Source organism: Ruegeria sp. AB10, from assembly GCF_056542745.1.
The window spans coordinates 20,935-45,236 of record NZ_JBQGAI010000008.1; the positions used below are offsets into that span (position 1 = coordinate 20,935).

At 62.8% G+C, this 24,302-nt stretch carries 26 protein-coding genes; 18 read left to right on the forward strand and 8 right to left on the reverse strand.

Features of this window, described 5'->3' with window-relative positions:
* Positions 1 to 50 precede the first annotated feature (50 nt).
* Together ACR0NT_RS14885 and ACR0NT_RS14890 are read left to right on the forward strand one after the other, a co-directional pair.
* Positions 51 to 1,505 (forward strand): RND family efflux transporter, encoded by a 1,455-nt coding sequence (locus ACR0NT_RS14885; protein ID WP_170446321.1) that lies wholly within the window; start codon positions 51 to 53, stop codon positions 1,503 to 1,505.
* A 5-nt stretch (positions 1,506 to 1,510) separates the two neighbouring features.
* Positions 1,511 to 4,912 carry an efflux RND transporter permease subunit gene (locus ACR0NT_RS14890; RefSeq protein ID WP_170673615.1) on the forward strand — a complete coding sequence of 1,134 codons (3,402 nt, stop codon included), beginning with the start codon at positions 1,511 to 1,513 and terminating at the stop codon, positions 4,910 to 4,912.
* Here ACR0NT_RS14890 and ACR0NT_RS14895 read toward each other — a convergent pair.
* Positions 4,909 to 5,328, reverse strand: coding sequence for an NUDIX hydrolase (locus ACR0NT_RS14895; RefSeq protein ID WP_170673612.1), 420 nt, complete (start codon positions 5,326 to 5,328; stop codon positions 4,909 to 4,911). The genes ACR0NT_RS14890 and ACR0NT_RS14895 overlap by 4 nt on opposite strands.
* Before the next feature lie 3 nt (positions 5,329 to 5,331).
* Positions 5,332 to 6,144: a protein-disulfide reductase DsbD domain-containing protein gene (locus tag ACR0NT_RS14900; RefSeq protein WP_170673609.1), complete on the reverse strand. Its 813-nt coding sequence runs from the start codon at positions 6,142 to 6,144 to the stop codon at positions 5,332 to 5,334.
* A gap of 146 nt (positions 6,145 to 6,290) precedes the next feature.
* Here ACR0NT_RS14900 and ACR0NT_RS14905 point away from each other — a divergent pair, with 146 nt between their 5' ends.
* Positions 6,291 to 6,845 (forward strand): YqgE/AlgH family protein, encoded by a 555-nt coding sequence (locus tag ACR0NT_RS14905; RefSeq protein ID WP_170446314.1) that lies wholly within the window; start codon positions 6,291 to 6,293, stop codon positions 6,843 to 6,845.
* On the opposite strand, the gene ACR0NT_RS14910 is transcribed toward ACR0NT_RS14905, so the two are convergent.
* A complete protein-coding gene (locus tag ACR0NT_RS14910) occupies positions 6,846 to 7,796 on the reverse strand; it encodes an L-threonylcarbamoyladenylate synthase (RefSeq protein WP_170673607.1) in 951 nt (316 codons plus the stop codon).
* A 138-nt stretch (positions 7,797 to 7,934) separates the two neighbouring features.
* Between ACR0NT_RS14910 and ACR0NT_RS14915 the strand changes: the two genes are divergently transcribed.
* The 7 genes from ACR0NT_RS14915 to ACR0NT_RS14945 all read left to right on the forward strand — a co-directional run bounded on the left by ACR0NT_RS14915 (position 7,935) and on the right by ACR0NT_RS14945 (position 14,445).
* Positions 7,935 to 9,638, forward strand: a complete 1,704-nt coding sequence (locus ACR0NT_RS14915) for an acyl-CoA dehydrogenase family protein (protein ID WP_170673604.1) — start codon at positions 7,935 to 7,937, stop codon at positions 9,636 to 9,638.
* Positions 9,638 to 10,684, forward strand: coding sequence for an MBL fold metallo-hydrolase (locus ACR0NT_RS14920; RefSeq protein ID WP_170673602.1), 1,047 nt, complete (start codon positions 9,638 to 9,640; stop codon positions 10,682 to 10,684). Before ACR0NT_RS14915 ends, ACR0NT_RS14920 begins: the two co-directional genes overlap by 1 nt.
* Positions 10,685 to 10,688: 4 nt before the next feature.
* Positions 10,689 to 11,141, forward strand: coding sequence for a DUF6173 family protein (locus ACR0NT_RS14925; protein WP_170673599.1), 453 nt, complete (start codon positions 10,689 to 10,691; stop codon positions 11,139 to 11,141).
* 64 nt (positions 11,142 to 11,205) lie between these two features.
* Complete coding sequence (locus tag ACR0NT_RS14930; protein WP_170673596.1) at positions 11,206 to 13,044, forward strand: glycerophosphodiester phosphodiesterase; 1,839 nt, start codon at positions 11,206 to 11,208, stop codon at positions 13,042 to 13,044.
* Positions 13,031 to 13,591, forward strand: a complete 561-nt coding sequence (locus ACR0NT_RS14935) for a hypothetical protein (protein WP_170446302.1) — start codon at positions 13,031 to 13,033, stop codon at positions 13,589 to 13,591. Before ACR0NT_RS14930 ends, ACR0NT_RS14935 begins: the two co-directional genes overlap by 14 nt.
* Before the next feature lie 68 nt (positions 13,592 to 13,659).
* On the forward strand, positions 13,660 to 13,794 hold the full coding sequence (locus ACR0NT_RS14940; protein ID WP_170446301.1) for an aa3-type cytochrome c oxidase subunit IV: 135 nt from the start codon (positions 13,660 to 13,662) through the stop codon (positions 13,792 to 13,794).
* Between the two features lie 18 nt (positions 13,795 to 13,812).
* Positions 13,813 to 14,445: a hypothetical protein gene (locus tag ACR0NT_RS14945; protein ID WP_170446299.1), complete on the forward strand. Its 633-nt coding sequence runs from the start codon at positions 13,813 to 13,815 to the stop codon at positions 14,443 to 14,445.
* Here the strand turns inward: ACR0NT_RS14945 and ACR0NT_RS14950 are convergent.
* Both ACR0NT_RS14950 and ACR0NT_RS14955 read right to left on the reverse strand, forming a co-directional pair.
* The gene (locus tag ACR0NT_RS14950) at positions 14,434 to 14,766 is read right to left on the reverse strand and encodes an AzlD domain-containing protein (protein WP_170446296.1); all 333 of its coding nucleotides are present in this window, start codon (positions 14,764 to 14,766) and stop codon (positions 14,434 to 14,436) included. The genes ACR0NT_RS14945 and ACR0NT_RS14950 overlap by 12 nt on opposite strands.
* Positions 14,763 to 15,479, reverse strand: a complete 717-nt coding sequence (locus ACR0NT_RS14955) for an AzlC family ABC transporter permease (protein WP_170446294.1) — start codon at positions 15,477 to 15,479, stop codon at positions 14,763 to 14,765. Before ACR0NT_RS14955 ends, ACR0NT_RS14950 begins: the two co-directional genes overlap by 4 nt.
* Between ACR0NT_RS14955 and ACR0NT_RS14960 the strand changes: the two genes are divergently transcribed.
* The 6 genes from ACR0NT_RS14960 to ACR0NT_RS14985 are packed head-to-tail and all read left to right on the forward strand — an operon-like array spanning position 15,478 to position 19,930.
* Positions 15,478 to 16,416 carry a formate dehydrogenase accessory sulfurtransferase FdhD gene (locus tag ACR0NT_RS14960; protein WP_480443302.1) on the forward strand — a complete coding sequence of 313 codons (939 nt, stop codon included), beginning with the start codon at positions 15,478 to 15,480 and terminating at the stop codon, positions 16,414 to 16,416. The two genes, ACR0NT_RS14955 and ACR0NT_RS14960, sit on opposite strands and share 2 nt — an antisense overlap.
* Positions 16,413 to 16,949 (forward strand): hypothetical protein, encoded by a 537-nt coding sequence (locus ACR0NT_RS14965; RefSeq protein WP_170673593.1) that lies wholly within the window; start codon positions 16,413 to 16,415, stop codon positions 16,947 to 16,949. Before ACR0NT_RS14960 ends, ACR0NT_RS14965 begins: the two co-directional genes overlap by 4 nt.
* Complete coding sequence (mobA, locus tag ACR0NT_RS14970) at positions 16,946 to 17,590, forward strand: molybdenum cofactor guanylyltransferase MobA (RefSeq protein WP_170673590.1); 645 nt, start codon at positions 16,946 to 16,948, stop codon at positions 17,588 to 17,590. The genes ACR0NT_RS14965 and mobA overlap by 4 nt, the downstream gene beginning before the upstream one ends.
* Complete coding sequence (gene mobB / locus ACR0NT_RS14975; protein ID WP_170673587.1) at positions 17,587 to 18,078, forward strand: molybdopterin-guanine dinucleotide biosynthesis protein B; 492 nt, start codon at positions 17,587 to 17,589, stop codon at positions 18,076 to 18,078. Before mobA ends, mobB begins: the two co-directional genes overlap by 4 nt.
* The gene (locus ACR0NT_RS14980; protein WP_170673584.1) at positions 18,075 to 19,340 is read left to right on the forward strand and encodes a molybdopterin-binding protein; all 1,266 of its coding nucleotides are present in this window, start codon (positions 18,075 to 18,077) and stop codon (positions 19,338 to 19,340) included. Before mobB ends, ACR0NT_RS14980 begins: the two co-directional genes overlap by 4 nt.
* Positions 19,337 to 19,930: a GNAT family N-acetyltransferase gene (locus ACR0NT_RS14985; protein ID WP_480443306.1), complete on the forward strand. Its 594-nt coding sequence runs from the start codon at positions 19,337 to 19,339 to the stop codon at positions 19,928 to 19,930. Before ACR0NT_RS14980 ends, ACR0NT_RS14985 begins: the two co-directional genes overlap by 4 nt.
* On the opposite strand, the gene ACR0NT_RS14990 is transcribed toward ACR0NT_RS14985, so the two are convergent.
* The 3 genes from ACR0NT_RS14990 to ACR0NT_RS15000 all read right to left on the reverse strand — a co-directional run bounded on the left by ACR0NT_RS14990 (position 19,927) and on the right by ACR0NT_RS15000 (position 21,924).
* The gene (locus ACR0NT_RS14990; protein WP_170673581.1) at positions 19,927 to 20,919 is read right to left on the reverse strand and encodes a hypothetical protein; all 993 of its coding nucleotides are present in this window, start codon (positions 20,917 to 20,919) and stop codon (positions 19,927 to 19,929) included. The genes ACR0NT_RS14985 and ACR0NT_RS14990 overlap by 4 nt on opposite strands.
* Before the next feature lie 13 nt (positions 20,920 to 20,932).
* A complete protein-coding gene (gene greA, locus ACR0NT_RS14995; protein ID WP_170446282.1) occupies positions 20,933 to 21,403 on the reverse strand; it encodes a transcription elongation factor GreA in 471 nt (156 codons plus the stop codon).
* Between the two features lie 140 nt (positions 21,404 to 21,543).
* A complete protein-coding gene (locus ACR0NT_RS15000) occupies positions 21,544 to 21,924 on the reverse strand; it encodes a VOC family protein (protein WP_170446280.1) in 381 nt (126 codons plus the stop codon).
* 87 nt (positions 21,925 to 22,011) lie between these two features.
* On the opposite strand from ACR0NT_RS15000, the gene soxR reads away from it, so the two are divergent.
* Together soxR and ACR0NT_RS15010 are read left to right on the forward strand one after the other, a co-directional pair.
* Positions 22,012 to 22,467: a redox-sensitive transcriptional activator SoxR gene (soxR, locus tag ACR0NT_RS15005; RefSeq protein ID WP_170446277.1), complete on the forward strand. Its 456-nt coding sequence runs from the start codon at positions 22,012 to 22,014 to the stop codon at positions 22,465 to 22,467.
* A 135-nt stretch (positions 22,468 to 22,602) separates the two neighbouring features.
* Complete coding sequence (locus ACR0NT_RS15010; RefSeq protein WP_170446275.1) at positions 22,603 to 24,249, forward strand: electron transfer flavoprotein-ubiquinone oxidoreductase; 1,647 nt, start codon at positions 22,603 to 22,605, stop codon at positions 24,247 to 24,249.
* Positions 24,250 to 24,302: the final 53 nt, after the last annotated feature.

The window sequence follows — 24,302 nt, forward strand, 5'->3', positions numbered from 1 at the left end:
CCGGCTACCTTTTGCACGTGGCAGCCTGATGCGACCGGGGTGAGTGATTGATGCGATTTCTGAGGCAAAGCCTTGTTGGTGTCTTTCTGGCGTTTCTGACGCTGGCCTTGCTGTTTGTCGCGGTACAGATGATCACCGGCGCGGTGCAGGACGCGCTGACGCGCGAAAACACGCCACCCGAGGCGCGTGAACGCATCTTTGCCGTCAGCGTGCGCCCGGCCGAACTTGAAACCGTCACCCCCTATCTTGAGGCCTTTGGCGAGGTGCAAAGCCGCCGCCGTCTGGAATTGCGCGCCGCGCTGGGCGGACGGGTGGTGTCTCTGGCCGAAGATTTCGAAGATGGCGGCGTTGTCGCCGCAGGCGAGGTTTTGGTCGAACTGGACCCGGCGGATGCGCAGTCGGCGCTGGATCGCGCCAAGTCCGACTTGCTGGACGCCCAATTTGAAGAACGCGACGCGGAACGATCGCTGCTGCTAGCGCAGGACGAATTGAACTCGGCCGAGGCGCAGGCCGCCTTGCGGGGGCGCGCCTTGCAACGGCAGAAAGACCTGCAGGGCCGCGGGGTCGGAACCCCTGCCGCGGTGGAAGAGGCGGAACTGGCCGAGGCGGCTGCCCAGCAATCGGTTCTGGCGCGCCGCATATCGCTGGCGCAGGCGGAATCGCGGGTTGATCAGGCGACCACCTTGCTGGCCCGCGCCCGCATCGCGCTTGAGGCCGCCGAACGTGATCTGGATGACATGACCGTTCGTGCGCGGTTTGCCGGGACGCTGACGGATGTGACCTTGGTCGAAGGGCGGCTGGTGTCGGCCAATGAAAAGCTGGCGGAACTGGTTGATCCCACCGCGCTTGAGGTGGCCTTTCGCGTCTCGACCGCGCAGTTCGTGCGTCTGCTGGATGCCGAGGGCGACCTGATCAACGCACCGGTCACCGTATCGCTTGAGGTGACGGGCACCGACCTGACGGCCCATGGCCGCATCAGCCGCGACAGCGGTTCCGCGGGCGAAGGCCAGACCGGGCGGCTGGTCTATGCAAGGCTGGAGGACGCGCCGGGGTTCAAGCCCGGCGATTTCGTCACAGTCACGGTCGAGGAACAGCCGCTGGACAATGTGGTGCGCCTGCCCTCCTCGGTTCTGGACGCGGCGGGCACGGTGCTGGTGCTGGGCGCCGATGACCGGCTCGAGGCGCTGCCGGTGCAGCTGATCCGTCGTCAGGGCGATGAGGTGCTGCTGCGCGGGCAGGGGCTGGTCGGGCGCGAGGTTGTGATTGGCCGCACGCCGCTGCTGGGCGGCGGGGTGCGTGTGCGACCGCTGCGGGATGAGGCCAATGCCGGGGCCGATCCGGGGCTGGTCGAACTGTCCGACGAACAACGCGCCCAACTGGTGGCGCAGGTCGAGGCCAGCGATCAGATGACCACTGAGGCCAAGGCCAGCGCCCTGAGCCAGCTCAGCGCGCCCAAGGTTCCGGCCTCTCTGGTGCGCAGCATCGAAAACCGGGCAGGGGGTTAGGCGCCATGATGCGCGAGATCCCAGGCGCGGCGGGCGGTATCCTAAGCTATTTCACCCGCCACAGGACGGTCGCCAACCTGCTGTTGCTGGTGATGCTGGTTCTGGGTGCGGCGGCAATTCCGGCGATGCGGGCGCAGTTTTTTCCGGACGTGATCCTTGAACGTGTGAACGTGGCCATCAAATGGGAAGGCGCCGGTCCCGAGGATGTCGATAACGGCATCGTTCAGTTGCTGGAACCGGCCCTGCTGGCGGTCGAAGGGGTGGCGAGCACGACCTCGACCTCGCGCGAGGGGCGGGCCAATATCCGGCTGGAGTTCGAGCCCAACTGGGACATGTCGCGCGCCGTGGATGAGGTTCGAACCGCCGTCGATGGTGTGACCAACCTGCCCGACGATGCCGAGGAACCCTCGATCAGGCGCGGGGCGTGGCGCGATCGGGTCACGGATGTTGTGGTGACCGGCCCGGTCGACCCGGACCAGTTGGCGAAATTCACCGACGAATTGATCAGCCGCCTGTTTGCGGTTGGCGTGACCCGCACCACGATCCGGGGCATTGCCGCGCCCCGCGTGGTGGTCGAAGTGCCGACAGCACAGCTGATCGCCAATGACGTCACCCTCTCGGAAATCGCGCAGGCCATCGCGGCCGAGGCTATGGCCAACCCGGCGGGCGATGTCACCGGCGCCAATGCCCGCATTCGCACCGGCACGGAAAAGCGCACCCCAGAAGAGATCGAGGGTATCGCACTGCGCAACTTTGCCGACGGTTCCAAGCTTTTTGTGGGTGATGTGGCGGACATCCGGGTCGAAGGGGTCACCCGCAACCGCAGCTATTTCGTTGGCGAGAACCCGGCCATGTCCGTGCGGGTGGACCGGTCCAATCTGGGGGACGCCATCAAGATCCAGCACACGGTCGAGGACGTGGTGGCCGAACTGCAGGCCAGCCTGCCCGAAGGCGTGACCATCGAGCTGATCCGCACCCGCGCGCAGGCCATCACCGAGCGTCTGGATATTCTGGTCGATAACGGGCTGGTGGGGCTGGGCCTTGTGGTCTGTTTGCTGTTCCTGTTCCTGAACGCCCGCATCGCCTTCTGGGTTGCGGCGGGTATTCCTGTGGCGATGTCCGCAGCGATTGCGTTCATGTATATCGGCGGGCTGTCGATCAACATGATCTCGCTGTTCGGGCTGATCATCACATTGGGCATTGTGGTGGATGACGCCATCGTTGTGGGCGAACACGCCGATTTCCGCGCCCGGAGGCTGGGCGAGGCCCCCGTGGTGGCCGCTGAAAGCGCCGCACGGCGCATGGCGATGCCGGTCTTTGCCGCCACCCTGACCACCGTCATCGCGTTCTTCGGCCTCACTGCCATCGGTGGCCGGTTCGGAGAGTTGATTGGCGACATCCCCTTTACCGTGATCGCGGTGCTGCTGGCCTCGCTGATCGAGTGTTTCCTGATCCTGCCCAACCACATGGCCCATGCGATTACGCATTCGGCCAAGGAACACTGGTATGACTGGCCCAACCGGGTGGTCAATCGCGGGTTCCGCTGGGTGCGGGACCACCTGTTCCGCCCGCTGATCGCCTGGGTCGTCTGGGCGCGCTATGTGGTGGTGGCGGTGATGGTGGTGATTCTGGCCAGCCAGATTGCCCTGTTCATCAAGGGTGATGTGAACTGGCGGTTCTTCAACGCGCCGGAACGGGGCTCGGTCACCGGCAATTTCATCATGGTCGAAGGTGCCACCCGCGAAGACACGCTGGAAATGATGCACCAGATGCAGCGCGCCGCAGAAGAGCTGGGCCGGATTTATGAAGAACGCCACGGGCGCAACCCCATCGACTATATTCTGGCCGAGGTCGGCGGCAATGCCGGGTGGTTCAACCTGAGCGCCGCCGATGGCAAGGACGGGGACCTGCTGGGCGGAGTTTCGATTGAACTGATCGACTCGGACCTGCGCCCCTATTCCAGCTTTGAATTCGTGGGCGAGCTGCAGGATTTCGTCCCGCGCCATCCCAAGGTCGAGTTGCTGACCTTCCGCGGCTGGCGCTCCGGGCCGGGCGGTGATGCCATTGACGTGCAGTTCTATGGCGCCGACGTGAACACGCTCAAGGCCGCGTCCGAGGATTTGCAGGCCGAGCTGTCGAAATACCCCGAAGTGTCGGCGCTTGAGGACAATCTGGCCTATGACAAGGAAGATTTCATTCTGGACCTGACCGCCAAGGGGCAGGCGCTGGGCTTTCGTATGGAGACACTGGGCCGCGTCTTGCGGGATCGGTTGAACGGGATCGAGGCCGCAACCTTCCCCGACGGCCCCCGCAGCGCCGAGATCCGGGTGGAACTGCCCAAGGGCGAGCTGACCGCCGATTTCCTGGAACGCACACTGATGCGCACACCGGACGGGGTCTACGTGCCGCTGGCCGATATCGTTTCGGTCGAGCGTAAATCGGGTTTCTCGGCCGTGCGGCGCGAAAACGGTCTGCGGGTGATTTCCGTGATCGGTGACATTTCCGAGGATGACCCGGCCCGCGCGGCGGAAATCGCCCGAGCCCTGAGCGAAGAGATTCTGCCCGATATCGCCGCCGAACGGCAGGTCGAATGGCAGATGGCGGGCCTGAGCGAGCAGGAGGATGAATTCCTGAACGAGGCCCGCACCGGCCTGATCCTGTGTCTGACCGGCATCTATCTGGTGCTGGCCTGGGTCTTTGCCAGCTGGACGCGGCCTGTGGTGGTGATGGCGATCATACCGTTTGGATTGGTGGGCGCGATCTGGGGGCATTACATCTGGGATGTGCCGCTGAGCATGTTCACCGTGATCGGCCTGTTGGGGATGACCGGGATCATCATCAACGACTCGATTGTTCTGGTGACGACGATCGACGCTTATCAGCAGGACCGAGGGCTGGTGCCGTCGATTGTCGAGGGCACAGCGGACCGGCTGCGCCCGGTGATGCTGACGACGCTGACCACGGTTCTGGGGCTGACACCGCTGCTTTATGAAGGGTCGCAACAGGCGCAGTTCCTCAAACCCTCGGTGATCACGCTGGTGTACGGGCTGGGCTTCGGGATGCTGCTGGTGCTGTTGCTGGTGCCCGCACTGCTGGCCATCTTGAATGACCTGTCGCGCCCGATGACCGCGATGCGCCGGGCACTGCGGGCTCCGGATCGGGTGGTGCAGGGCGCGGTGACCGCCACCGGGATGGCGCTGCTGATGTGGTTTGGTGTGACGATGGTCTGGCCTGCAATCTCGGGTGCGCCTGTTGGCCTGTTGTCGGGGCTTTATGCAGGTGACGAGGGCGTCGCGGCGTTGCAAATGGGACTGGGGGCTTTCATCGCCGGTGCCGTGCCGATCCTTGTTCTGAGTGTCGTGCTGTCCGGCCTGCTTTATGTACGCCTCAGAGGGCGGGCGGCCTAAGCCCGACGCAGGGCGGTTTCCAGCAGGTCGATGACGCGGTCGCTCATAGGCAGGTCACCCCGGCGTATCTGATCAAGCGGAAACCAGCGGGCGTCCAGCGCATCATCCCCGGCCAGCGGAGCGCCCGAGCGATACTGACAGGCGACCCCAACCAACAAATAGTGCGACTGCACAACGCCCTGAGCGTCATGGCGCAGCAGGTCCAGATTGTCGAGATAGTGCAGGGGTGCTGCGATGACCGAGGTTTCTTCGCGCAGCTCCCGCTGTGCCGCCTGCATGACGGTTTCACCCCATTCCACATGACCGCCGGGAAACCCCCACAACCCCGCGTCCGGCTGCTTGCTGCGCTGCACCAGCAGCACCTGGGCGTCATGCACAACAACGGCCAGCGCGCCGATCTTCGGGGTTTTCTCCATCAATCAGCCCGCGCTGCAGCCCTGAATGTCGACGGCGTGGTTGGCGCCCAGCACCGTGATCCTGATCTCGGACCGGTCCAGCGCGAAAGGCCCGCCCGAGGCGCTGATCACCTCGGATGTGGCGACCAGCGTATCGCCCTGCCGGGTGGTTTCAGGCTGCGAAGCCCAAAGCGCCGGGTTGCCCGGTTCGATCACGGCCACCTCGCGCCCGCCGGCCGGGGGCATTTTCACGCGTGCCTCGATCTGCATCCCGTCCGATGTCGGGGTCAGATGGCAGCTTGCGGCGGTCACGCGTGCCTCTTTCGCGGAATAGGGGCGCTGGGCCAGAGCCGCAGCGATAGCAGGGTTGCGGTCGGCATCGGCATTCAGCGTGTGGTCGAAATCCAACCGCTCGGGGATGCAGACATCCTTGCAGACGCCCAAGTCCATGTCGCCACGCAGCCGCACGGGTTTGGCGGGGTTCTTGGGCGTGATCTCGACCGGCAGCACCAGTTGATCCGCGTAACCGATGGATTGCAGCCCGTTCTGCACAAACACGTCCGGCGCGGGCCAGGTGATCGACACATCACTCACATTCTGCGAGCCGCGCCAGTCAAACTGTGGCGGAATACCGGCATCGCCCGGTGCGCGCCAATAGGTTTTCCAACCGTCCTTCAGCGTCAGCCGCAACGCGCCCAGATAGGTGCCGCTGGCGGTGCGCCCGCCATCCAGCACGTCCAATTGCACCACCCCGTCCACGTCCTGCGCCACCGCAGGCGCGGTCAGGGCGAAACAGGCGGTCAGGGCGACCGTGGCTGGCTTCAGAAAACACTTCATACCCCATAAATGCGTGGTCCGGGCCGGGATTCCAAGTCACGTTCCGGTCACCTGGATGAAATCTGGCGAAATGTGGCCTCTTCCCTTGCCAATCCCCCTGCGCCGGGGCCATTGTTGAAGGGGGACGAAGCAAGAGATGTAAATCCATGGACCTGACCGGAAAACTGTTGATTGCGATGCCTGGCATGGGTGATCCGCGCTTCGATCATTCGGTGGTTTACATGTGCAGTCACGGCGAAGACGGGGCGATGGGTCTGATCATCAACAAGCCCTCGGATTTGCGGGTCAAAACCCTGCTGAGCCAGTTGAACATTGCCTGTCGCATCCCGGTCGTGGGGGAACGGCTGGTGCATTTCGGCGGCCCGGTCGAGATGTCGCGCGGCTTTGTCCTGCACAGCGCGGACTATGAGGCCAACCTGCATTCGATGCAGATTTCGGATGATTTCAGCATGACCGCGACGCTGGATGTGCTTGAGGATCTGGCCTCGGGGCGTGGGCCGCTGAATTCGACGCTGGCGCTGGGCTATTCCGGCTGGGGGCCTGACCAGTTGGAGGATGAGATCGCCATGAACGGCTGGCTGACCACCGACGCGACCCAGAAGCTGGTGTTTGACGTGCCCGATGACGAGAAATGGGAGGCCGCGCTGGCAACGCTGGGTGTCGACCCGCTGACCCTGTCGGCCAGCGCCGGGCGCGCCTGATCAGCTGTCACGCGGCGCGGCAGCGCGGCGCAGACGGTCATTGATGGCTGCACCTAAACCCTGATCCGGGATCGGAGACACTGCAATCGGGCGGCCTGTGGCGTTCAGCGTGTGTAGGGCCGAGAACAGGTTGGCGGCAGCTTCGGTCAGACTGCCCTTATCCGAGAGGTTCAGATCGCAATCGACCGGGCCAAAGCCCAGCAACACCTCATCCCCTTGCGGGTTGTCGGCATTCAGCCGTACCGGCGCGTCCGGCGCATAGTGCGATTGCAACTGGCCCGGCGCGGTCAGCAGGTCTCCGGCCTGATGGATGTGCAGTTCTGTGCCCAGCGCGGATTCGACCTGTTCCAGCGCCACGCCACCCGGACGCAGCAGAGAGGGTTCTCCGGCCAGTCCGACGATAGTAGATTCCAGCCCGACACCGCAGGGACCGTCGTCCAGAATGGCCGCTATGCGCCCGTCCAATCCGGCGCGCACGTGATTGGCAGTTGTCGGGCTGATCTGGCCCGACGGATTGGCCGACGGGGCCGCGACCGGCCCGTCGAACGCCGCCAGCAATGCCCGCGCGGTGCCATGGGCGGGTACCCGTACCGCCAGCGTATCCAGCCCCGCCGTGACCAGCGGAGAAATCCCGTGCCCGTCGCGCAAAGGCAGTACAAGCGTCAGCGGACCGGGCCAGAAGGCAGCGGCCAGTGCTTCGGCCCGGTCGGACCATTCGACAAAGCGCTGCGCCGCCTCGACCGAAGCCACATGTGCGATTAGCGGGTTGAAACTGGGCCGCCCCTTGGCCGCATAGATGCTGGCGACCGCCTCGCCATTGCGGGCATCGCCGCCCAGCCCATAGACGGTCTCGGTCGCGAAAGCGACCAGCAGGCCTTGCCGCAGCAAGTCTGCCGCCTGTGCGATTCCGCCCGGATCGGCGGACAAATTCAATGTGCCGTTAGGGATCATGTCTGGTGACGCCGCGTTTTGATTGCTTGTACCATCTGGCTGGCTAGGTAATCGAATTGATCAAGGATGCATAAAGGTGGGCATTGCAATTTCCAACCCCACCCGCGAAAAACCATACAGTTAGCCCCGAGGGAACTCATGCCATACCGCGCGCCCATTTCCGATTATGAACTGCTTTTCCACCACGTCGTCGGGTTCGATCAGATTGCCGCGACCGAGAAGTTCTCGGAAGCCAGCGAGGATGTCGTCGGTGCGATCCTGACCGAGGCCGGCAAGATGTGCGAAGAGGTGATGGCCCCGTTGCAGCGTCCCGGCGATCTGGAACCCGCGCGGCTGGAAAACGGTGTGCTGCGGACCTCGCCCGGCTATGCCGACGGCTGGAAGGCCATTGCAGAAGGTGGCTGGATCGGGATGAGCGGTGATCCCGAGCATGGCGGTATGGGCCTGCCGATGACCCTGACCACAGCGGTGAACGAGATGATGTCGGCGGCCTGTCTGTCGCTGCAGCTGGCGCCGCTGATGACGCAGGGCCAGATCGAGGCTCTGGAGCATCACGCCAGCGACGAGTTGAAGGCGCTGTACCTGCCCAAGATGATGTCGGGCGAATGGGCCGGAACCATGAACCTGACCGAGGCGCAGGCCGGGTCGGATGTGGGCGCTTTGTCCTCGAAAGCCGAGGCCAATGGCGATGGCACCTATTCGGTGACGGGGCAGAAAATATTCATCTCGTGGGGCGACAACGACTTTACCGAGAATGTCTGCCATCTGGTGCTGGCGCGCCTGCCCGATGGGGTACCGGGCACCAAAGGGATTTCGCTGTTTCTGGTGCCCAAGTACCTGCCCGACGAAAACGGCAACCCCGGCGTGGCGAATGACCTGAAGGTTGTGTCGGTCGAACACAAGATGGGTCTGCACGGCTCACCCACGTGCGTGATGCAGTATGACGGCGCCAAGGGCTGGCTTGTGGGCAAGGAACATGGCGGCATGGCCGCGATGTTCACCATGATGAACAATGCCCGTCTGGGTGTTGGCGGTCAGGGCGTTGGCGCTGCTGAGGGCGCCTATCAGCACGCGCTGGCCTATGCGTTGGAGCGCAAGCAGGGCAAGACGCCCTCGGGCACGATCATCGATCACGCGGATGTGCGCCGGATGCTGATGAGCATGCGCGCCGACACCTTTGCCGCACGGGCGATCATGCTGGCCAATGCGGCAGCGATCGACATGGGCAACGCCACGGGTGATCCCGAGTGGAGCGCGCGCGCCGCGCTGCTGACACCGATCTGCAAGGCTTTCGGCACCGAGACCGGGATGCGCGTGTCCGAGACCGGCGTGCAGGTGCATGGCGGCATGGGCTTTATCGAAGAAACCGGTGCGGCCCAGTATTACCGCGATGTCCGCGTGACTGCGATCTACGAAGGCACCAATGGCATTCAGGCCATGGACCTGGTGGCGCGCAAGATGATGGATGGCGGCGAGGCGGCCTCGCGCCTGCTGGACGAGATTGAGGATCACGCCGAAGAAGCCCGCGCCACCATGCCCGATCTGGCCGGTCCCGTCTGGGAGGCCACCGAAAGCCTGCGCGAAACCACCGAATGGATCGTGGCGCAGTCCGACATGAATACTCGCTTTGCGGGGGCTGTACCCTATCTTCACGCCTTCGCCCGCGTTCTGGGCGCGCATTACCATCTGAAGGCCGCATTGGCCGAACCCAATGGCCCGCGCTTCAAACTGGCGCGGTACTACATCAACGCGCTGCTGCCGGAATATGCCGGTCTGCTGGCGCAGGCTCAGAACGGGGCCGGGGACCTCTATGCCCTCAGCGCCGAGGAATTGGCGGTATAATGGACGGGGAAACTCCTTTGGCGATCCGATACCCCTGGCCCGAGCCCCCGGCACCGGGTGAGGCCACCGAGGTTGCCGAAGGTGTGCTGTGGATGCGCCTGCCGCTGCCCATGGCGCTGGACCACGTCAATATCTATGCGCTGGATGATGGCGACGGCTGGACGGTGATCGACACGGGAATTTCGTCGAACAAGACCCGCCGGGTTTGGGAAATGCTCATGGCCGGGCCGCTGGGAGGCAAGCCGGTGACCCGTGTGGTGGTCACGCATCACCACCCCGATCACGTCGGCAATGCGGGCTGGTTCCAGTCCGATCATGGCGCCGAACTGGTCACGACCCGCACTGCGTGGCTGTTTTCGCGGATGCTGCAACTGGATGTGCAGGAAACCTGGCCGCAAGAGACGCTGGATTACTACCGCAGCGCGGGGATGCATGCTGACGTGCTTGCCAAACGCATGACCGAAAGGCCGTTCAACTTCTGCGACACGGTCTATCCGATGCCGCTGGGCTTTACCCGGATCAAACAGGGCAGCGTGATCCGTATGGGTGGGCGCGACTGGGACGTGCATATGGGCAATGGCCACGCGCCCGAACACGCTACCTTTTGGAGCTGCGATGACAATCTGGTGATCACCGGGGATCAGATCCTCAGCTCAATCAGCCCCAATCTGGGCGTTTATGTCACCGAGCCGATGGCCGACCCGGTGGCCGAATGGCTGGAGGCTTGCGAGCGGCTGCAGGGTCTGGCGCGGCCCGACCAACTGGCGCTGGGTGGGCATAAGCTGCCCTTTACCGGCCTGCCGCTGCGGATGAAGCAACTGATCGACAATCACCACGGCGCGCTGGATCGCTTGCAGGACTATCTGGATACACCGAAAACCGCCGCCGAGTGTTTCACTCCTCTGTTCAAACGTCAGATTGGCGAGGGCGAATATGGGCTTGCGCTGGTCGAGGCGGTTGCACATCTGAACCATCTTTACCACATTGGAACCGTGACCCGGACGCGGCGCGCGGACGGGGCGTGGGAGTTTCAGCGCAAAGGGTAAAGCTATGCAGGACCAGATCGAAACATCGGCCGAGGCGGCAGAAGCGGCGGCTTTGCCCAGGTGTTACGAGTTTCACGCGAACCCCAACGCTGAGTCCGCGGCCAAGAATCTGCCCGAACCACTGCAAAAACCGGTTCAGACCAAAAGCCCGGCGCAATGGGCCTATGAGCGGCTGATCCTTTATATCCAGAACTTCGAAAAGACGCTGACCGGCGATCAGGAGGTCGCTATGGGCTTTACCGGCGGCGATGCCGGGGTCATGCGGATCGAGGGCATGGGCTACTTCGATCCCGATATCATCACCTTCTACGGCTCGGACGCGAGCGGGGCGCGGACCCAACTGGTGCAGCATGTCAGCCAGTTGAACGTGATGCTGCGCGCCCTGCCCAAATCGGTCGAGGACAAGCCTGCCAACCGCATCGGTTTCCGGCTGGCAAAGGATCTGGAAGAAAGCTGACCGCCTGACTTGCAATTCACGTCTGCGCAGCCTTGAATGAGTGCACCATTCAAGGGGGTGCCGCGTGTCCGATTTTTCAGCCGTTACAAGCGCCTACAAGGGTGCATGGGCGCGCCGTCGCGTCTTTGTGCCGATCTATGTCGCCGTGCGCCTGCTGCTGGTTGCCCTGATCGCGCCAGCTGTGGCGCTCATCGTCAATCTGGCGGTGTCGCTGTCGAACCAGACCGCGCTGACGGATCAGGCCATTGCCGCCTTCATCCTGTCACCGGTGGGTTTTGTCGCGGCGATTGCCGTGCTCAGCCTGTTTCTGCTGGCCGAGGTGTTTGTGTTCTCGGTCATGGCCGGATCGCTGCGGATGGGCGAATCCGACCCGTGGCGTGCGGGCAGTTCCGCCATCGGCTTGATCCTGTCGCGCCTTCCGGCGCTGTTCGGCTTTGCGGTGCGTTTTGTGCTGCGGGTCCTGGTTTTGGTCCTGCCCTTCGCAGCCGTTGCGGCCGTGATCGCGTGGTGGACGCTGACCGAATATGACATCAACTACTACCTGACCTTCCATCCGCCATCGTTCTGGATTGCGGTGGCACTGATCGGGGCCGTGGTTCTGGTCATGGCCTGGGTGCTGATCCGTCGTCTGTCGGCCTGGGCGCTGGGCCTGCATCTGGTCCTGTTCGAAGGCGTTCACCCCGCCCATGCCTTCAACATCAGCGCCACCCGGATGGAAGGCAAACGCGGGCGCCTCAAGATCGAGCTGGCGATCTGGCTGATCCTGCGCGTGATCATCGCGGGCCTGATCGCATGGGTGGCCGGGCTGCTGTTTGCCATTGTACCGCTGCAGGGGGCCAGCCACTTGCGGCTGGCGTTGGTCTACAGCCTGTTGGTGGCCGGGATCTGGTCCGTGGCTGGCCTCGTGCTGGCGGCAACGGCACTGGGCGCGCTGGCGGTGCTGCTGGACGGGTTCTTCGAGATCAGAACCGAGGAACCGCCGCATCCCGAACCCGGCAGCCTGCGTGTTCCACTATTCGCCGCCCTCGGCGCCGCCGTGGCGGCCGTGCTGATCGGGTTGTGGTTCGGGCAGCATCTGCTGGAACGCATACAGGCGCCGGACCGGGCTGAGGTGATCGGCCACCGTGGCGCTGCGGCGCTGCGGCCCGAGAACACTATGGCCTCGGTGCTGAAAGCGATCGAAGACGGGGCGGACTGGGTCGAAATCGACGTGCAGGAAACGGCGGATGACGTGGTCATTGTCGCCCATGACAGTGATTTCATGAAACTGGCGGGGGTGAACCTCAAGGTCTGGGATGCCACGATGGAGGACATCGCTCAGATCGATATCGGCAGCTGGTTCGGCCCCGAATATGCCGACGAACGCACGCCCACTCTGCGCGAGGTGCTGGAGGCCGCAAAGGGTAAGGCCAAGGTCATTATCGAACTGAAATACTATGGACATGACGTTGATCTGGAAAACCGCGTGGCGGCGCTTGTGGAAGAGCTTCAGATGCAGGACGACATCGCCACCATGTCGCTGAAATACCCGGCAGTGCAAAAGATGAAAAAGCTGCGCCCTGACTGGCGGGCAGGGGTTCTGGCCGCAACTGCCGTCGGCGATCTGACCGGGCTGGAAGGTGATTTCATCGCCGTCAATGCCGCGATGGCAACGCCGGGGCTGGTGCGCTCGGTTCATGCGGCGGGCAAGGATATCTATGTCTGGACGGTGAACGACCCGCTGCAGATGTCGGCCATGGCCTCGATGGGGGTGGACGGTCTGATCACCGACCGCCCCGCGATGGCCAATGAGGTGCTGCGGGTGCGCGCCGAAATGGGCCCGGCCGAGCGGCTGCTGCTGTGGCTGGCGACCGCCTTCGGCATGTCCGTCGACACCCAGGCGATGCGCGATGAAAACCCGTAATCTATGCGTGACCCTCGCGCTGATGGCGGCCCCCGCCATGGCGCAGGATTTCATGCGCAATATCGAGATGCCTGCCCACCGTGCGCTGATCGCGCAGCGTGGGGACACGGAACCGATCCCGTTCGAAACCGATGGCTGTTCCGGCGGCCTGTCGGCCAGTTGGCGCTTTGTGGCCGAGACCTTTCCCAAGTTCAGCGCGCTCTACGAAGCACATCCGCCGTGGGAATATTGCTGCGTGACCCATGACCGCGCCTATCACAATGCGGGCGGGGCGACGCAGGCCGGGAACAGCTATGACGCGCGCCTGTCAGCGGATGATGCGCTGCGCGCCTGCGTCAAACAGCACGGGGTCGACAATGCCGACGAATATGCTGAACGGTACGACATGACGCCGGACCAGATTCGCACGGCCCACTCCATCACTGCCGAGGCGATGCACGCGGCGGTGCGGCTGGGTGGCGGCCCCTGTTCCGGCCTGCCCTGGCGCTGGGGATTCGGATATCCGGGCTGTTCGGTCTTCCTGTCTGCGCCCCCTGCGCGCGAATGACGTGGTGACAGGCCCCTGATTTTCGATTATCCAACATCTTAAACACGCGAACTGGGAATCTCTGACCAATGGCTGAATACAAGCACGGCGACATGGACATCAACGTCCAAGAAAAAACCTTCAACGGCTTTATCAAGGCCACCACATGGTGCGTGGTTGCCATCGCCTTCCTGTGCCTGTTCCTGGCGGTCTTCGCCTCTTAATCCAAAACGGGGATCACCGTGATCAGGATTTTGCTTGCCTGCCTGCTGGCAGTGACAGTGGCGGGCTGCACCGGCTCGCAGCGACCACAGGCTGACCAGTCGGAAGTTGTGGCCCGATCCTATCGTGATCCGGGGCCGTCGACGCTGACCCTCTATACGATGATCAACACCCGGACCGGTTCGGGTGCTCATACGTCATTGATGATCAGCGGCAGTGAGCGGGTGATCTTTGACCCCGCAGGTTCGTTCCGGGCTGACGTGGTGCCGATAAGGAATGACGTGCTGTACGGCATTACCCCGAACGTCGAGCGCGCCTATCGCAGCAGCCACGCGCGTGAAACGCATTTTGCCCGAATCCAAACCATCGAGGTCACGCCGCAACAGGCCGAGATCGCCCTGCAACTGGCCAAGCAGATGGGGCCGGTGTCCAGCGCGTACTGCGCCAACTCGACATCTCAGCTGTTGCAGCAGGTGCCGGGTTTCGAGCAGATCAGCACCACCTTCTATCCGGTCAAACTGTCCGAGCAATTCGGCGAGTTGCCGGGGGTGGTCACCAGCGAATACCGCGAGAATGACGACGCCGATCTGCAAAAGGGGCTGGCGGCGAACAACGCCGTTCTGAACCAGCAGGACGTGGCCTTACCCCAATAGGTACAACAGGCCATAGAGGGTTCCGGCCCCGGAAAATATGGCCGCCAGCACGTTTTTCGTGATCAGTCCAACTGTCAGGGCAACTGCGGCCGCAGCCATGCGCGGTGCGTCCGGCTGCCCGCCGGTTGCGGTTGGCCACACCACCAGCGGCGCGATCAGCGCCGGCAGGATGGCCACGGCGGTGTAGCGCAGGTGGCGCAGCAGCCAGGGCGGCATCGGGCGGTCTCCGACCAGACCGATGAAGACAAAGCGCAGGGCATAGCTGCCAACGGCCAGCCCGACGATGATCGTCCAGATCGTGACGGGATCGGGATGGGTCATGCGTCGACCTTTCTGCGCTGGGCGATCAGTTCAGCCTGGGCGCCTGCGATCATCCCGGCACAACCTGCGATCAAAAGGCCCAGATTGTACGGAAGGGCCACGGTCAGCAACGAAACGACAATGGCCACCAGCGCGGCGACCACATGGGGAAAGGTTCGCATCATCGGGCCGATCATGGCCAGAAAGGTGATCGGCAGGGCAAAGTCCAGCGCCCAGCTTTCGGGAATGCGTGTCCCCAGAACCGCACCCAGATAGGTGGCCAGAATCCAAAGCGGTGTAATCGGGGTGACCGAGCCTACAAAATAGGCCATGCGCTGGGGCACGGTCATCTTCGGCTCTTTTTCGAACTGCACGATCGAGCAGGCATAGGACTGATCGACCGTCAGGTAGGCCGCGCAGGCCCTTTGCCACAGGGGTGCCGCCCCCAGAAACGGCGTCAGCGAGGCCGAGTACATTGCCATCCGCAAGTTCACCGCCAGCGCCGAGATCAGAATGATGGCGGTGGGGGTCTGGTCCTGCAACAATTGCAGGGCGGCGAATTGCGCAGCCCCGGCAAAGACCGTTGAGGTGAGCATCATGGTCTGTACGATATCCAACCCGGCCTCGGTCGCGAAAACGCCGAACAGGGTGCCGAAGGGGATTGCGACAAAGATGAACGGTGACCCGTCGCGAAAACCCTTCCAGAAGTACGACTTGGATGTGGTGTCTGCCATGGCTAAATCCTATGGTGTTGCCCGCAGCACTAACGGTCTTGGGAAAGGGTTGCAATTGGCCACGGAACTGGATGTCTCGGACTACATCATCGCCCCCGATCCGGGTGCGCCCCGCCTGACCCGTGCGGTTGAAGGCGTCGACCAGAATGGCGAGGTCAGCCAAATCTCGGTCGTGGAAGAACGCCCGCTGACGATTTTCCTCAACGCGCAGGAAATCGTGACGGCGATGACCATCGGCGATTATCCCGAGTATCTGGCGCTGGGCTTTCTGCGTAATCAGGGCATGTTGCTGGCCGATGACCAGATCACCCGCGTTGATTACGATGACGATCTGGAAACCGTCATCGTCCGTACCGCGCGTGAAACCTCGTACGAGGACAAGCTCAGGAAAAAGACCCGCACCAGCGGCTGCGCTGTGGGCACAGTGTTCGGCGACATGATGGAGGGGTTGGAGGACGTCCGCCTGCCGCAGGTTCAGGTGCGAACCTCGTGGCTTTACGATCTGGCCGCCAAGATCAACCGGACGCCCTCGCTGTACCTCGAAGCGGGCGCGATCCACGGCACGGTCTTGTGCTGCGAGAATCGTCCCTTGGTCTATATGGAGGACGTGGGCCGCCACAACGCGGTCGACAAGATCGCGGGTTGGATGCTGTCAAAGGGCGAGGCGGCAGAGGACAAGCTCCTTTACACCACCGGCCGTCTGACCTCGGAAATGGTGATCAAGACGGCAATGATGGGCATCCCGGTGCTGGCGTCCCGCTCGGGCTTTACCGCCTGGGGTGTCGAGATTGCCCGCGAGGTCGGCCTGACCCTGATCGGCCGGATGCGCGGCCAGCGGTTCGTGTGCCTGTCGGGCGAAGATCGGCTGGTCCGCGACGTGGACCCGGCGACCGTCGCGGTTGAGGACAAGAAACATCGCAGGAAGAGTGCGGGATGATCTTAGAAACACTCTACGCTTTCGCATTGTTCGTTTTGATAATCAGCATTTTGCCCTTGGGTTTTCTGATGCTGCGAAGCTACGCACGCAGCAAACGAGGTGTTATAGAGGGATTGGCACGATTGGAGCCAAATGTTCTTCGCCGATTGGGTTGCGAACCCGCTGAGTACATTGGGACATTCGACCTGAGCGCCCCTTTTCGGTTGGGATGGCAGTCTTGGGGGCTATTGGTGCAGCAACAGAACGTCGCCCTTCAACGGGTTTTACTTCACGGTTTGCCCAACTCTTTGGAGTTTTCTGAAGAGACACGGAAATCGGTGCGCAGATTTCGGCGTTATTTTTGCGCCCTTTTTGTTCTTGGTGCCGTGGTCGTTTTTCTGCCTGCCTATTATCGGTTAAGCCGCATTCTGGCTGAATTTACAGGGGTGTCCACAAGCATATGGTACATTCTGTTTGGCCTTTGCATCGGTTCTTTGGTTTTTCTTCCACCGGAGAAGTTCAGGAAATGGCCAGAAATCGGGGAGGCAACATGACCAAACCCCTTGGCATCATCCTCGCAGGCGGTCTGGCCACCCGGATGGGTGGCGGCGACAAGGGCCTGTTGCAGATCGGTGGGCAGAGCCTGCTGTCCCACGTGATCGACCGTCTGACCCCGCAGGTGGACGGCCTTGCGCTGAATGCCAATGGTGATCCCGAACGGTTCGCTGATCTGAACCTGCCCATCCTGCCGGACACGATCGAAGGGTTTGCTGGCCCTCTGGCGGGTGTACTGGCGGGGCTCGACTGGGCGGCGGAGCAGGGCGCCGACTGTGTCGTCACTGCTGCCGCCGACACGCCGTTCTTTCCGCGCGATCTGGTGTCGCGGCTGACCGGCGCCGCAAAGGGGCAAACCCATCCGCTTGTGTTGGCGACCACGCCGCGCACCGGGGATGAGGCGCTGAAATCGGGCGGCAGCAAGCGTATCAACCGGCACCCGACCTTTGGCCTCTGGCCGGTGGCTCTGCGTGATGATCTGCGCGATGCGCTGAACGACGGGCTGCGCAAGGTCGTGCTGTGGACCGACAAACATGACGGGCGCGAGGCCCTGTTCGACGCTGAACCGTTCGATCCTTTCTTTAACGTCAATACGCCCGAGGATCTGGCGCGGGCAGAAAAGCTGCTGGAGCAGGCATGAGGGTCTACGGCGTCACCGGTTGGAAAAACGCGGGCAAAACCGGGCTGATGGAGCGGCTGGTGGCCGAGATCACCGGGCGGGGTTTCACCGTATCGACCCTCAAGCACGCCCATCACAGCGTTGATGTCGATCAGCCGGGCACCGACAGCTATCGCCACCGCATCGCGGGCGCGTCCGAGGTGCTGCTGGCCTCGGGCCAGCGCATCGCCATCATGCAGGAACTGCGCGGTGCGCCCGAGCCGTCTCTGGCCGAGCTGCTGGCGCGTTTGTCGCCGGTTGATCTGGTGCTGATCGAGGGGTTCAAACGCGAAGCCCATCCCAAGGTCGAGGCGTTTCGGGTCGAGGCCAAGAACGCTTTGATGGCGCCCGAAAACACAACCATCCGCGCCGTGGCCAGCGATACGCCGCTGACTGTGGATTGCCCGGTATTTGATCTGGATGACACCGCAGCCATCGCGGATTTTATCTTGCAGGAGGTCGGATTATGACCAAACCGAACATCGCTCCGCCGCCCCTGCGCAATGATTGTTTTGCGCTGCCCGCCGGGGTGAATTGGACGCCGGTGGACGACGCGCTGGCCCTGCTGCGCCAGCGGTTGACGGTGAGGATGGGTGCCGAAACCCTGCCGTTGGAACAGGCAACCGGGCGCATTCTGGCCGAGGATGTCATCGCAAAACGCTCGAACCCGCCGCTGCCGAATACGGCGGTGGACGGCTATGGTTTTGCCGGTGCCGCGCCCGAGGGGCTGCAAGTGATGCCCCTGCATCCGGGGCGCGCGGCGGCGGGCATTCCGTTTGGTGGGGCGGTGCCTGACGGCCATGCGCTGCGCGTGCTGACCGGCGCGGCCCTGCCTGCGGGTGTGGATACGGTCATTCTTGAGGAAGACGTCACCGTTCAGGACGGCCACATCGCCTTTCACGGCCCACTGAAACACGGTGCCAATACGCGCCGCGCCGGTGAGGATGTGGCCGAGGGCGACCCGGTTCTGTTCGCCGGGCGCAGGCTGACGCCCGCCGATCTGGCCTTGCTGTCTGCGACGGGGCTTGCTGATGTGTCGGTCCGGGAAACGCTGCGGGTGGCCGTTTTGTCCACCGGGGACGAATTGGTCGAACCCGGAGAATCCCCCGGTCCGGGCCAGATATTCGACGCCAACCGCCCGATGCTGTTGTCGCTGATCGCCCGCATGGGGTTTCAGCCGGTGGACATGGGGCGCGTCGAGGACGACCGGGATGCCCTGCGCGACCGCCTGAACCAAGCGGCAGAGCAGGCGGATGTGGTCCTGACCAGCGGCGGCGCGTCGGCAGGGGACGAAGACCACGTCTCGGCCCTGTTGCGGCAGGCGGGCGCGATGCAGGAATGGCGGATCGCGCTGAAACCTGGTCGCCCCTTAGCGTTGGGCATGTGGGAGGGAACGCCAGTCTTCGGCCTGCCGGGCAATCCGGTGGCGGCCATGGTCTGCACGCTGATCTTTGCACGCCCCGCCTTGGGCCTGATGGCCGGTGAGGGCTGGCAGGCCCCGCAAGGTTTTGACCTGCCCGCCGCGTTCGAGAAACGCAAGAAACCGGGCCGCCGTGAATACCTGCGTGCCCGTGTCCGTGATGGCCAGGCCGAGGTGTTCGCTTCGGAAGGGTCGGGCCGGATCAGCGGGCTCAGCTGGGCCGAGGGACTGGTCGAGATCGAGGACGGCGTGCGCCACATCAAACCGGGCGATATGGTCCGGTTCATTCCCTATGGAAGCTTTGGGTTGTGACCGTCAGGATCGAACAGGGCTTCGCCGAGGCTGAACGACCAAAGGCCGCAGCCCTGTTCTGGCAGGCTTTTGCAGCCAAGCTGCACAAAGTCATGGGGCCGGACAAAAAGGGGTTGGCCTTCATAGAACTTTCCATAAATCCGCAATTTGCCCTGGTCGCGCGGGACAGTTCAAATCAGATTCTGGGGCTGGCCGGGTTCAAAACCCAGGACGGCGGGCTGGTCGAAGGCAGCCTGTCTGATATGGCAAAGATCTATGGCTGGTTTGGCGGCACGTGGCGCGGTCTGGTGCTGTGCGTTCTGGAGCGCGGTCTGCAACCCGGCGTGTTCCAGATGGACGGAATTTTTGTCGCCGCAGAAGCACGCGGACAGGGGGTCGGAACCGCGCTGCTGTCCGCGATCAAGGATCACGCCCGCAAGTCGGGCATGTCGGAGGTGCAACTGGATGTGATTGATACAAACCCCCGCGCAAAGGCCCTGTATGAGCGTGAGGGCTTCAGGGCCGTCAGCAAGGAAAAGACCGGTCCGTTTCAGTATCTGTTCGGATTCAGCAGCGCCACGCGCATGAGCTGGCCTGTCACCGCGCCTTAGTCAAACGTCCCAGCCACACGCCCCAGCAGCATGAAAGCCCGCGCTGTGCGGGTTTCGCCAAGGGCGGTCAGGTCGGCGTCGCTGGCCTCGGGCTCGAAGGCGACGATCATGTGGTCGAACCGGCGCAGGAAATGATGCGCGGCATCGCGGAAGATCGGGTCCTGTTTCATCCGCGCCGCCGTCAGCGCCAATGACGAGCGGTCGCGGATACCGCCCAGAGCGGCCACCGAACGCCCCCGTGCGCCTTGCGCGAACTGCCGCCAGACCTCGGGCCGGGCCATGTCTGGGCGCAGGTCATCCATATAGATGCCTTCCTGGCTGAGCAGGGTCAGCACATCCTGCGACGCCTGAACCAGCTGCGCGGTCTTGCGGTCCTTCAGGGCCAGACGCAGGGCGTTGAACCCTTCGGTATCGTCCTGCGTTTCAGGGAAGTTCAGCGCGCGGATGAAAATATCGGTGCTGAGCGGCGGCGCAATGTCTTCGGCTTGTGTGCCCAGCTCCAGCGTCGTCTGATCGCCTGTACCGTTTGACGTAGCGGCGCGCGCGGGTTCGGTGCGTTTGGTCGAAAACGTCGCCAGCGCAGTTTCAGTCTTTTTGGTGGCTTCGGCGATTTCATCCAGCTTTTTACTGACAGTTGGTTCGTACGTACTGGCCGCACGCTGTTGCTGAATGACATATGTCTGCCGGATCGCGTCGATGGCGGTCTGCAGGCGTTCGCTTTCCTCGCGCATCACGCGGCTGGCGCGCATCGCGGTGGCGGCAACCCAGATCATCGCCACCGGCATGAACACCGCCAGCAGGGTCACGACGAACCCACCGCCCTGCGTCTGGCCGGGCAGCACCAGAAACACCACCGACACCACCAGCCAGATCACGCTGAGCACGATGGCCGCGATCTCGATCTCGGTCACTGCCGGGCGCGACGGCTTGTCATAGATGCCCAGCGAGGTCGGTCGCTCGGGTTCCTGCTCGGGCGTGGGTTCGGACATGGGGACGCTCCGGTCAGGCGTACTCGATACTCAGCACTTCGTAAGACCGCACGCCGCCGGGGGTGCGCACCTCGACACTGTCGCCTTCGTCCTTGCCGATCAGGGCACGGGCGATGGGCGATTTGATGTTGAGCAGGCCGTTTTCGATATTGGCCTCATACTCACCCACGATCTTCCAAGTCTTTTCCTCGTCGGTGTCTTCGTCGACCAGCGTGACCTTGGCGCCGAACTTGATCGCGCCGGACAGCTTGGCCGGATCGATCACATCGGCCAGCGACAGGATGCCTTCCAGCTCCTTGATGCGGCCTTCGATAAAGCCCTGTTTTTCGCGCGCCGAGTGGTATTCGGCGTTTTCCTTCAGGTCGCCCAATTCGCGCGCTGTGGCGATGGCTTCGATGATCGCCGGGCGCTCGACGGATTTCAGGTTTTTCAGCTCTGCCTCGAGCGCGGCATTGCCCGCAGGCGTCATGGGAATCTTTTCCATACTCTTGTCGTCCACGCATAAAGTGATGCGCCCCGCCGCATGGAACCAGCGTCGGGGCGATTTGATGGGTTGGCAAATACCTGACCCAAATGAGGCGTGAAATGCAAGAGGGCATGGCCCTGCAACGGGCGGATTACGGCCTAGGCGTAACTAATCACCTCGAATTCGATGTCATTGTCATCGTTGAAGTAGAACCGGCGGCCGGGTTCGTAATCGGCGTGGGATTTGGGGGTGAACCCTGCGTCGATCACTTTCTGCTCGGTGGCGTCGATATCTTCGACCAGCACACCCACGTGGTTCAGTCCGCCAACGATGTCATAGCTGCTTTCATCCGACGGCTTCGGGTCGCTGGGCGCATAAAGCGCCAGATAGGTATGCGTGCTGCCTACATGAACCGTGTATCCGCCCGCGATGGCGGGGCCTTCCCAACGGGTTTTCCAGCCAAACACCTTGTGCATCCACGCGGCCGAGGCCTGCGGATCGCGGACAGTGAAATTGGTGTGTTCAAGCGTCGCCATCATGGAATCTCCTTTGCGAATTGGGGCTTGTTTCGACTCACTGTAATTTCTAAACCTAACTTTAGGTCAAGGATTATTTGCGAGGTCGAAATGGCGGTTTCGGAAGGGCTGGCGATTGGCGCTCTGGCGCGGCGCACCGGGTTGGCGGTGTCCGCCATTCGATACTACGAGGCGCAGGGGCTGATCGCGCCCTGGCGCAACGCGGGCGGACAGCGGCGCTATCAGCGTGCCGACATCCGGCGGCTGAGTTTCATCATGATCGCCCAGCAATTCGGCCTGACCCTGCCCGAGATTCGCGAGGTGTTGTCGGGCTTGCCGGGGAACCGCACGCCGACGCCGAAAGATTGGCAAAAGATCAGCATCGGCCTGCGGTCCCATCTGGACCAGCGAATCGATACCCTGACGCGGTTGCGCGACAATCTTGACGGCTGCATCGGCTGCGGCTGCCTGAGCCTGCCGAAATGTGCCCTTTACAACCCCGATGACCGCGCCAAATCTCATGGTAGCGGTCCCAGATACCTGATGGGGGACGCCCCCGAGGCATAACTGCCGCATTGCAGCAATGTTACGCCGTGTTTTGATTGACCAAGGTCTTTCAGACCATGTAATCAGCCTTGAAACAATATTGCGCAGACCACGCAGTGAAAGCGCCAATTCGGAAAGTTAGCTAAGGAGCCCGCGATGGCCGAGATTGAACGCGAAGCGATGGAATACGATGTGGTGATCGTGGGTGCAGGCCCTGCGGGCCTGTCGGCGGCCATCCGTCTGAAGCAGCTGGACGCGGACCTGAACGTCGTCGTTCTGGAAAAGGGTTCGGAAGTGGGCGCGCATATCCTGTCGGGCGCGGTTCTGGACCCCTGCGGGCTGGACGCGCTGATCCCGGACTGGAAGGAAAAGGGCGCGCCGCTGAACGTGCCGGTGCACGAAGACAATTTCTACATGCTGGGTGAGGCCGGTAAAATCCGCATCCCCAACGCGCCGATGCCACCGCTGATGAACAACCACGGCAACTACATCGTTTCGATGGGCAATGTCTGCCGCTGGATGGCCGAGCAGGCCGAGGAACTGGGCGTGGAAATCTTCCCCGGCATGGCCTGTTCCGAGCTGGTCTACGGCGACAACGGCGAGGTCAAAGGCGTCGTTGCAGGTGTGTTCGGCTTGGAACCCGACGGATCGTACGGTCCGGGCACCGAACCGGGCATGGAGCTGCACGGCAAGTACGTCTTCCTGTCGGAAGGTGTTCGCGGTTCGCTGTCCAAGGAAGTGATCGCCAAATACGACCTGTCTGCCGGTAAAGAGCCGCAGAAATACGGCGTCGGCATGAAAGAGATTTGGGAGATTGACCCGGCCAAGCACAAGGAGGGCTCGGTCACGCACACCATGGGCTGGCCGCTGGGCAGCAACGCGGGCGGCGGGTCGTTCATCTATCACCTGGAAAACAATCAGGTCTATGTCGGTTTCGTGGTGCACTTGAACTACAAAAACCCGCACCTGTATCCGTACATGGAATTCCAGCGCTTCAAGCACCACCCGATGGTGGCCGAGCTGCTGAAAGGCGGCAAGCGCGTGGCCTACGGCGCCCGCGCGATCACCGAGGGCGGCTGGCAGTCGATGCCGAAACTGGTGGCGCCGGGTGTGGCACTGCTGGGTTGCTCAGCGGGTATGGTCAACGTGCCGCGCATCAAGGGCAACCACAACGCAATGCTGTCCGGCAAGGCCGCAGCCGAGGCTGCATTCGACGCCATCAAGGCCGACCGTTCGGGGGATGAGCTGACCGCCTACGAAACCGATGTCCGCGAAGGCGCCATCGGCAGCGACCTGAAAAAGGTGCGCAACGTCAAGCCGCTGTGGTCGAAATACGGCCTGACCGCCAGCCTCGTGCTGGGTGGCATGGACATGTGGACCAACACGCTGGGCTTCTCGCTGCTGGGCACTCTGGGCCATGGCAAGAACGACGCGCAGTCGACCGAAGAAGCCAGCAAGCATCAGCCCATCGATTATCCCAAGCCCGATGGCACGCTGTCCTTCGACCGCCTGACCAACGTCTCGTTTGCGATGACCAACCACGAGGAAAGCCAGCCCTGCCATCTGAAGCTGACCGACCCGGACATTCCGGTGAAGGTCAACCTGCCCAAGTTCGACGAACCGGCGCAGCGCTATTGCCCGGCAGGCGTGTACGAGATGGTCGAGGATGAAGAAGGTCCGCGATTCGTGATCAACTTCCAGAACTGCGTTCACTGCAAAACCTGCGATATCAAGGATCCCAGCCAGAATATCACCTGGACCACACCGCAGGGCGGCGACGGGCCGAATTATCCAAACATGTAAGCAAAAAACCGGGCACTGGCAGGGTCGTGAAGGCTCTGCCATTGCCTCTTGCC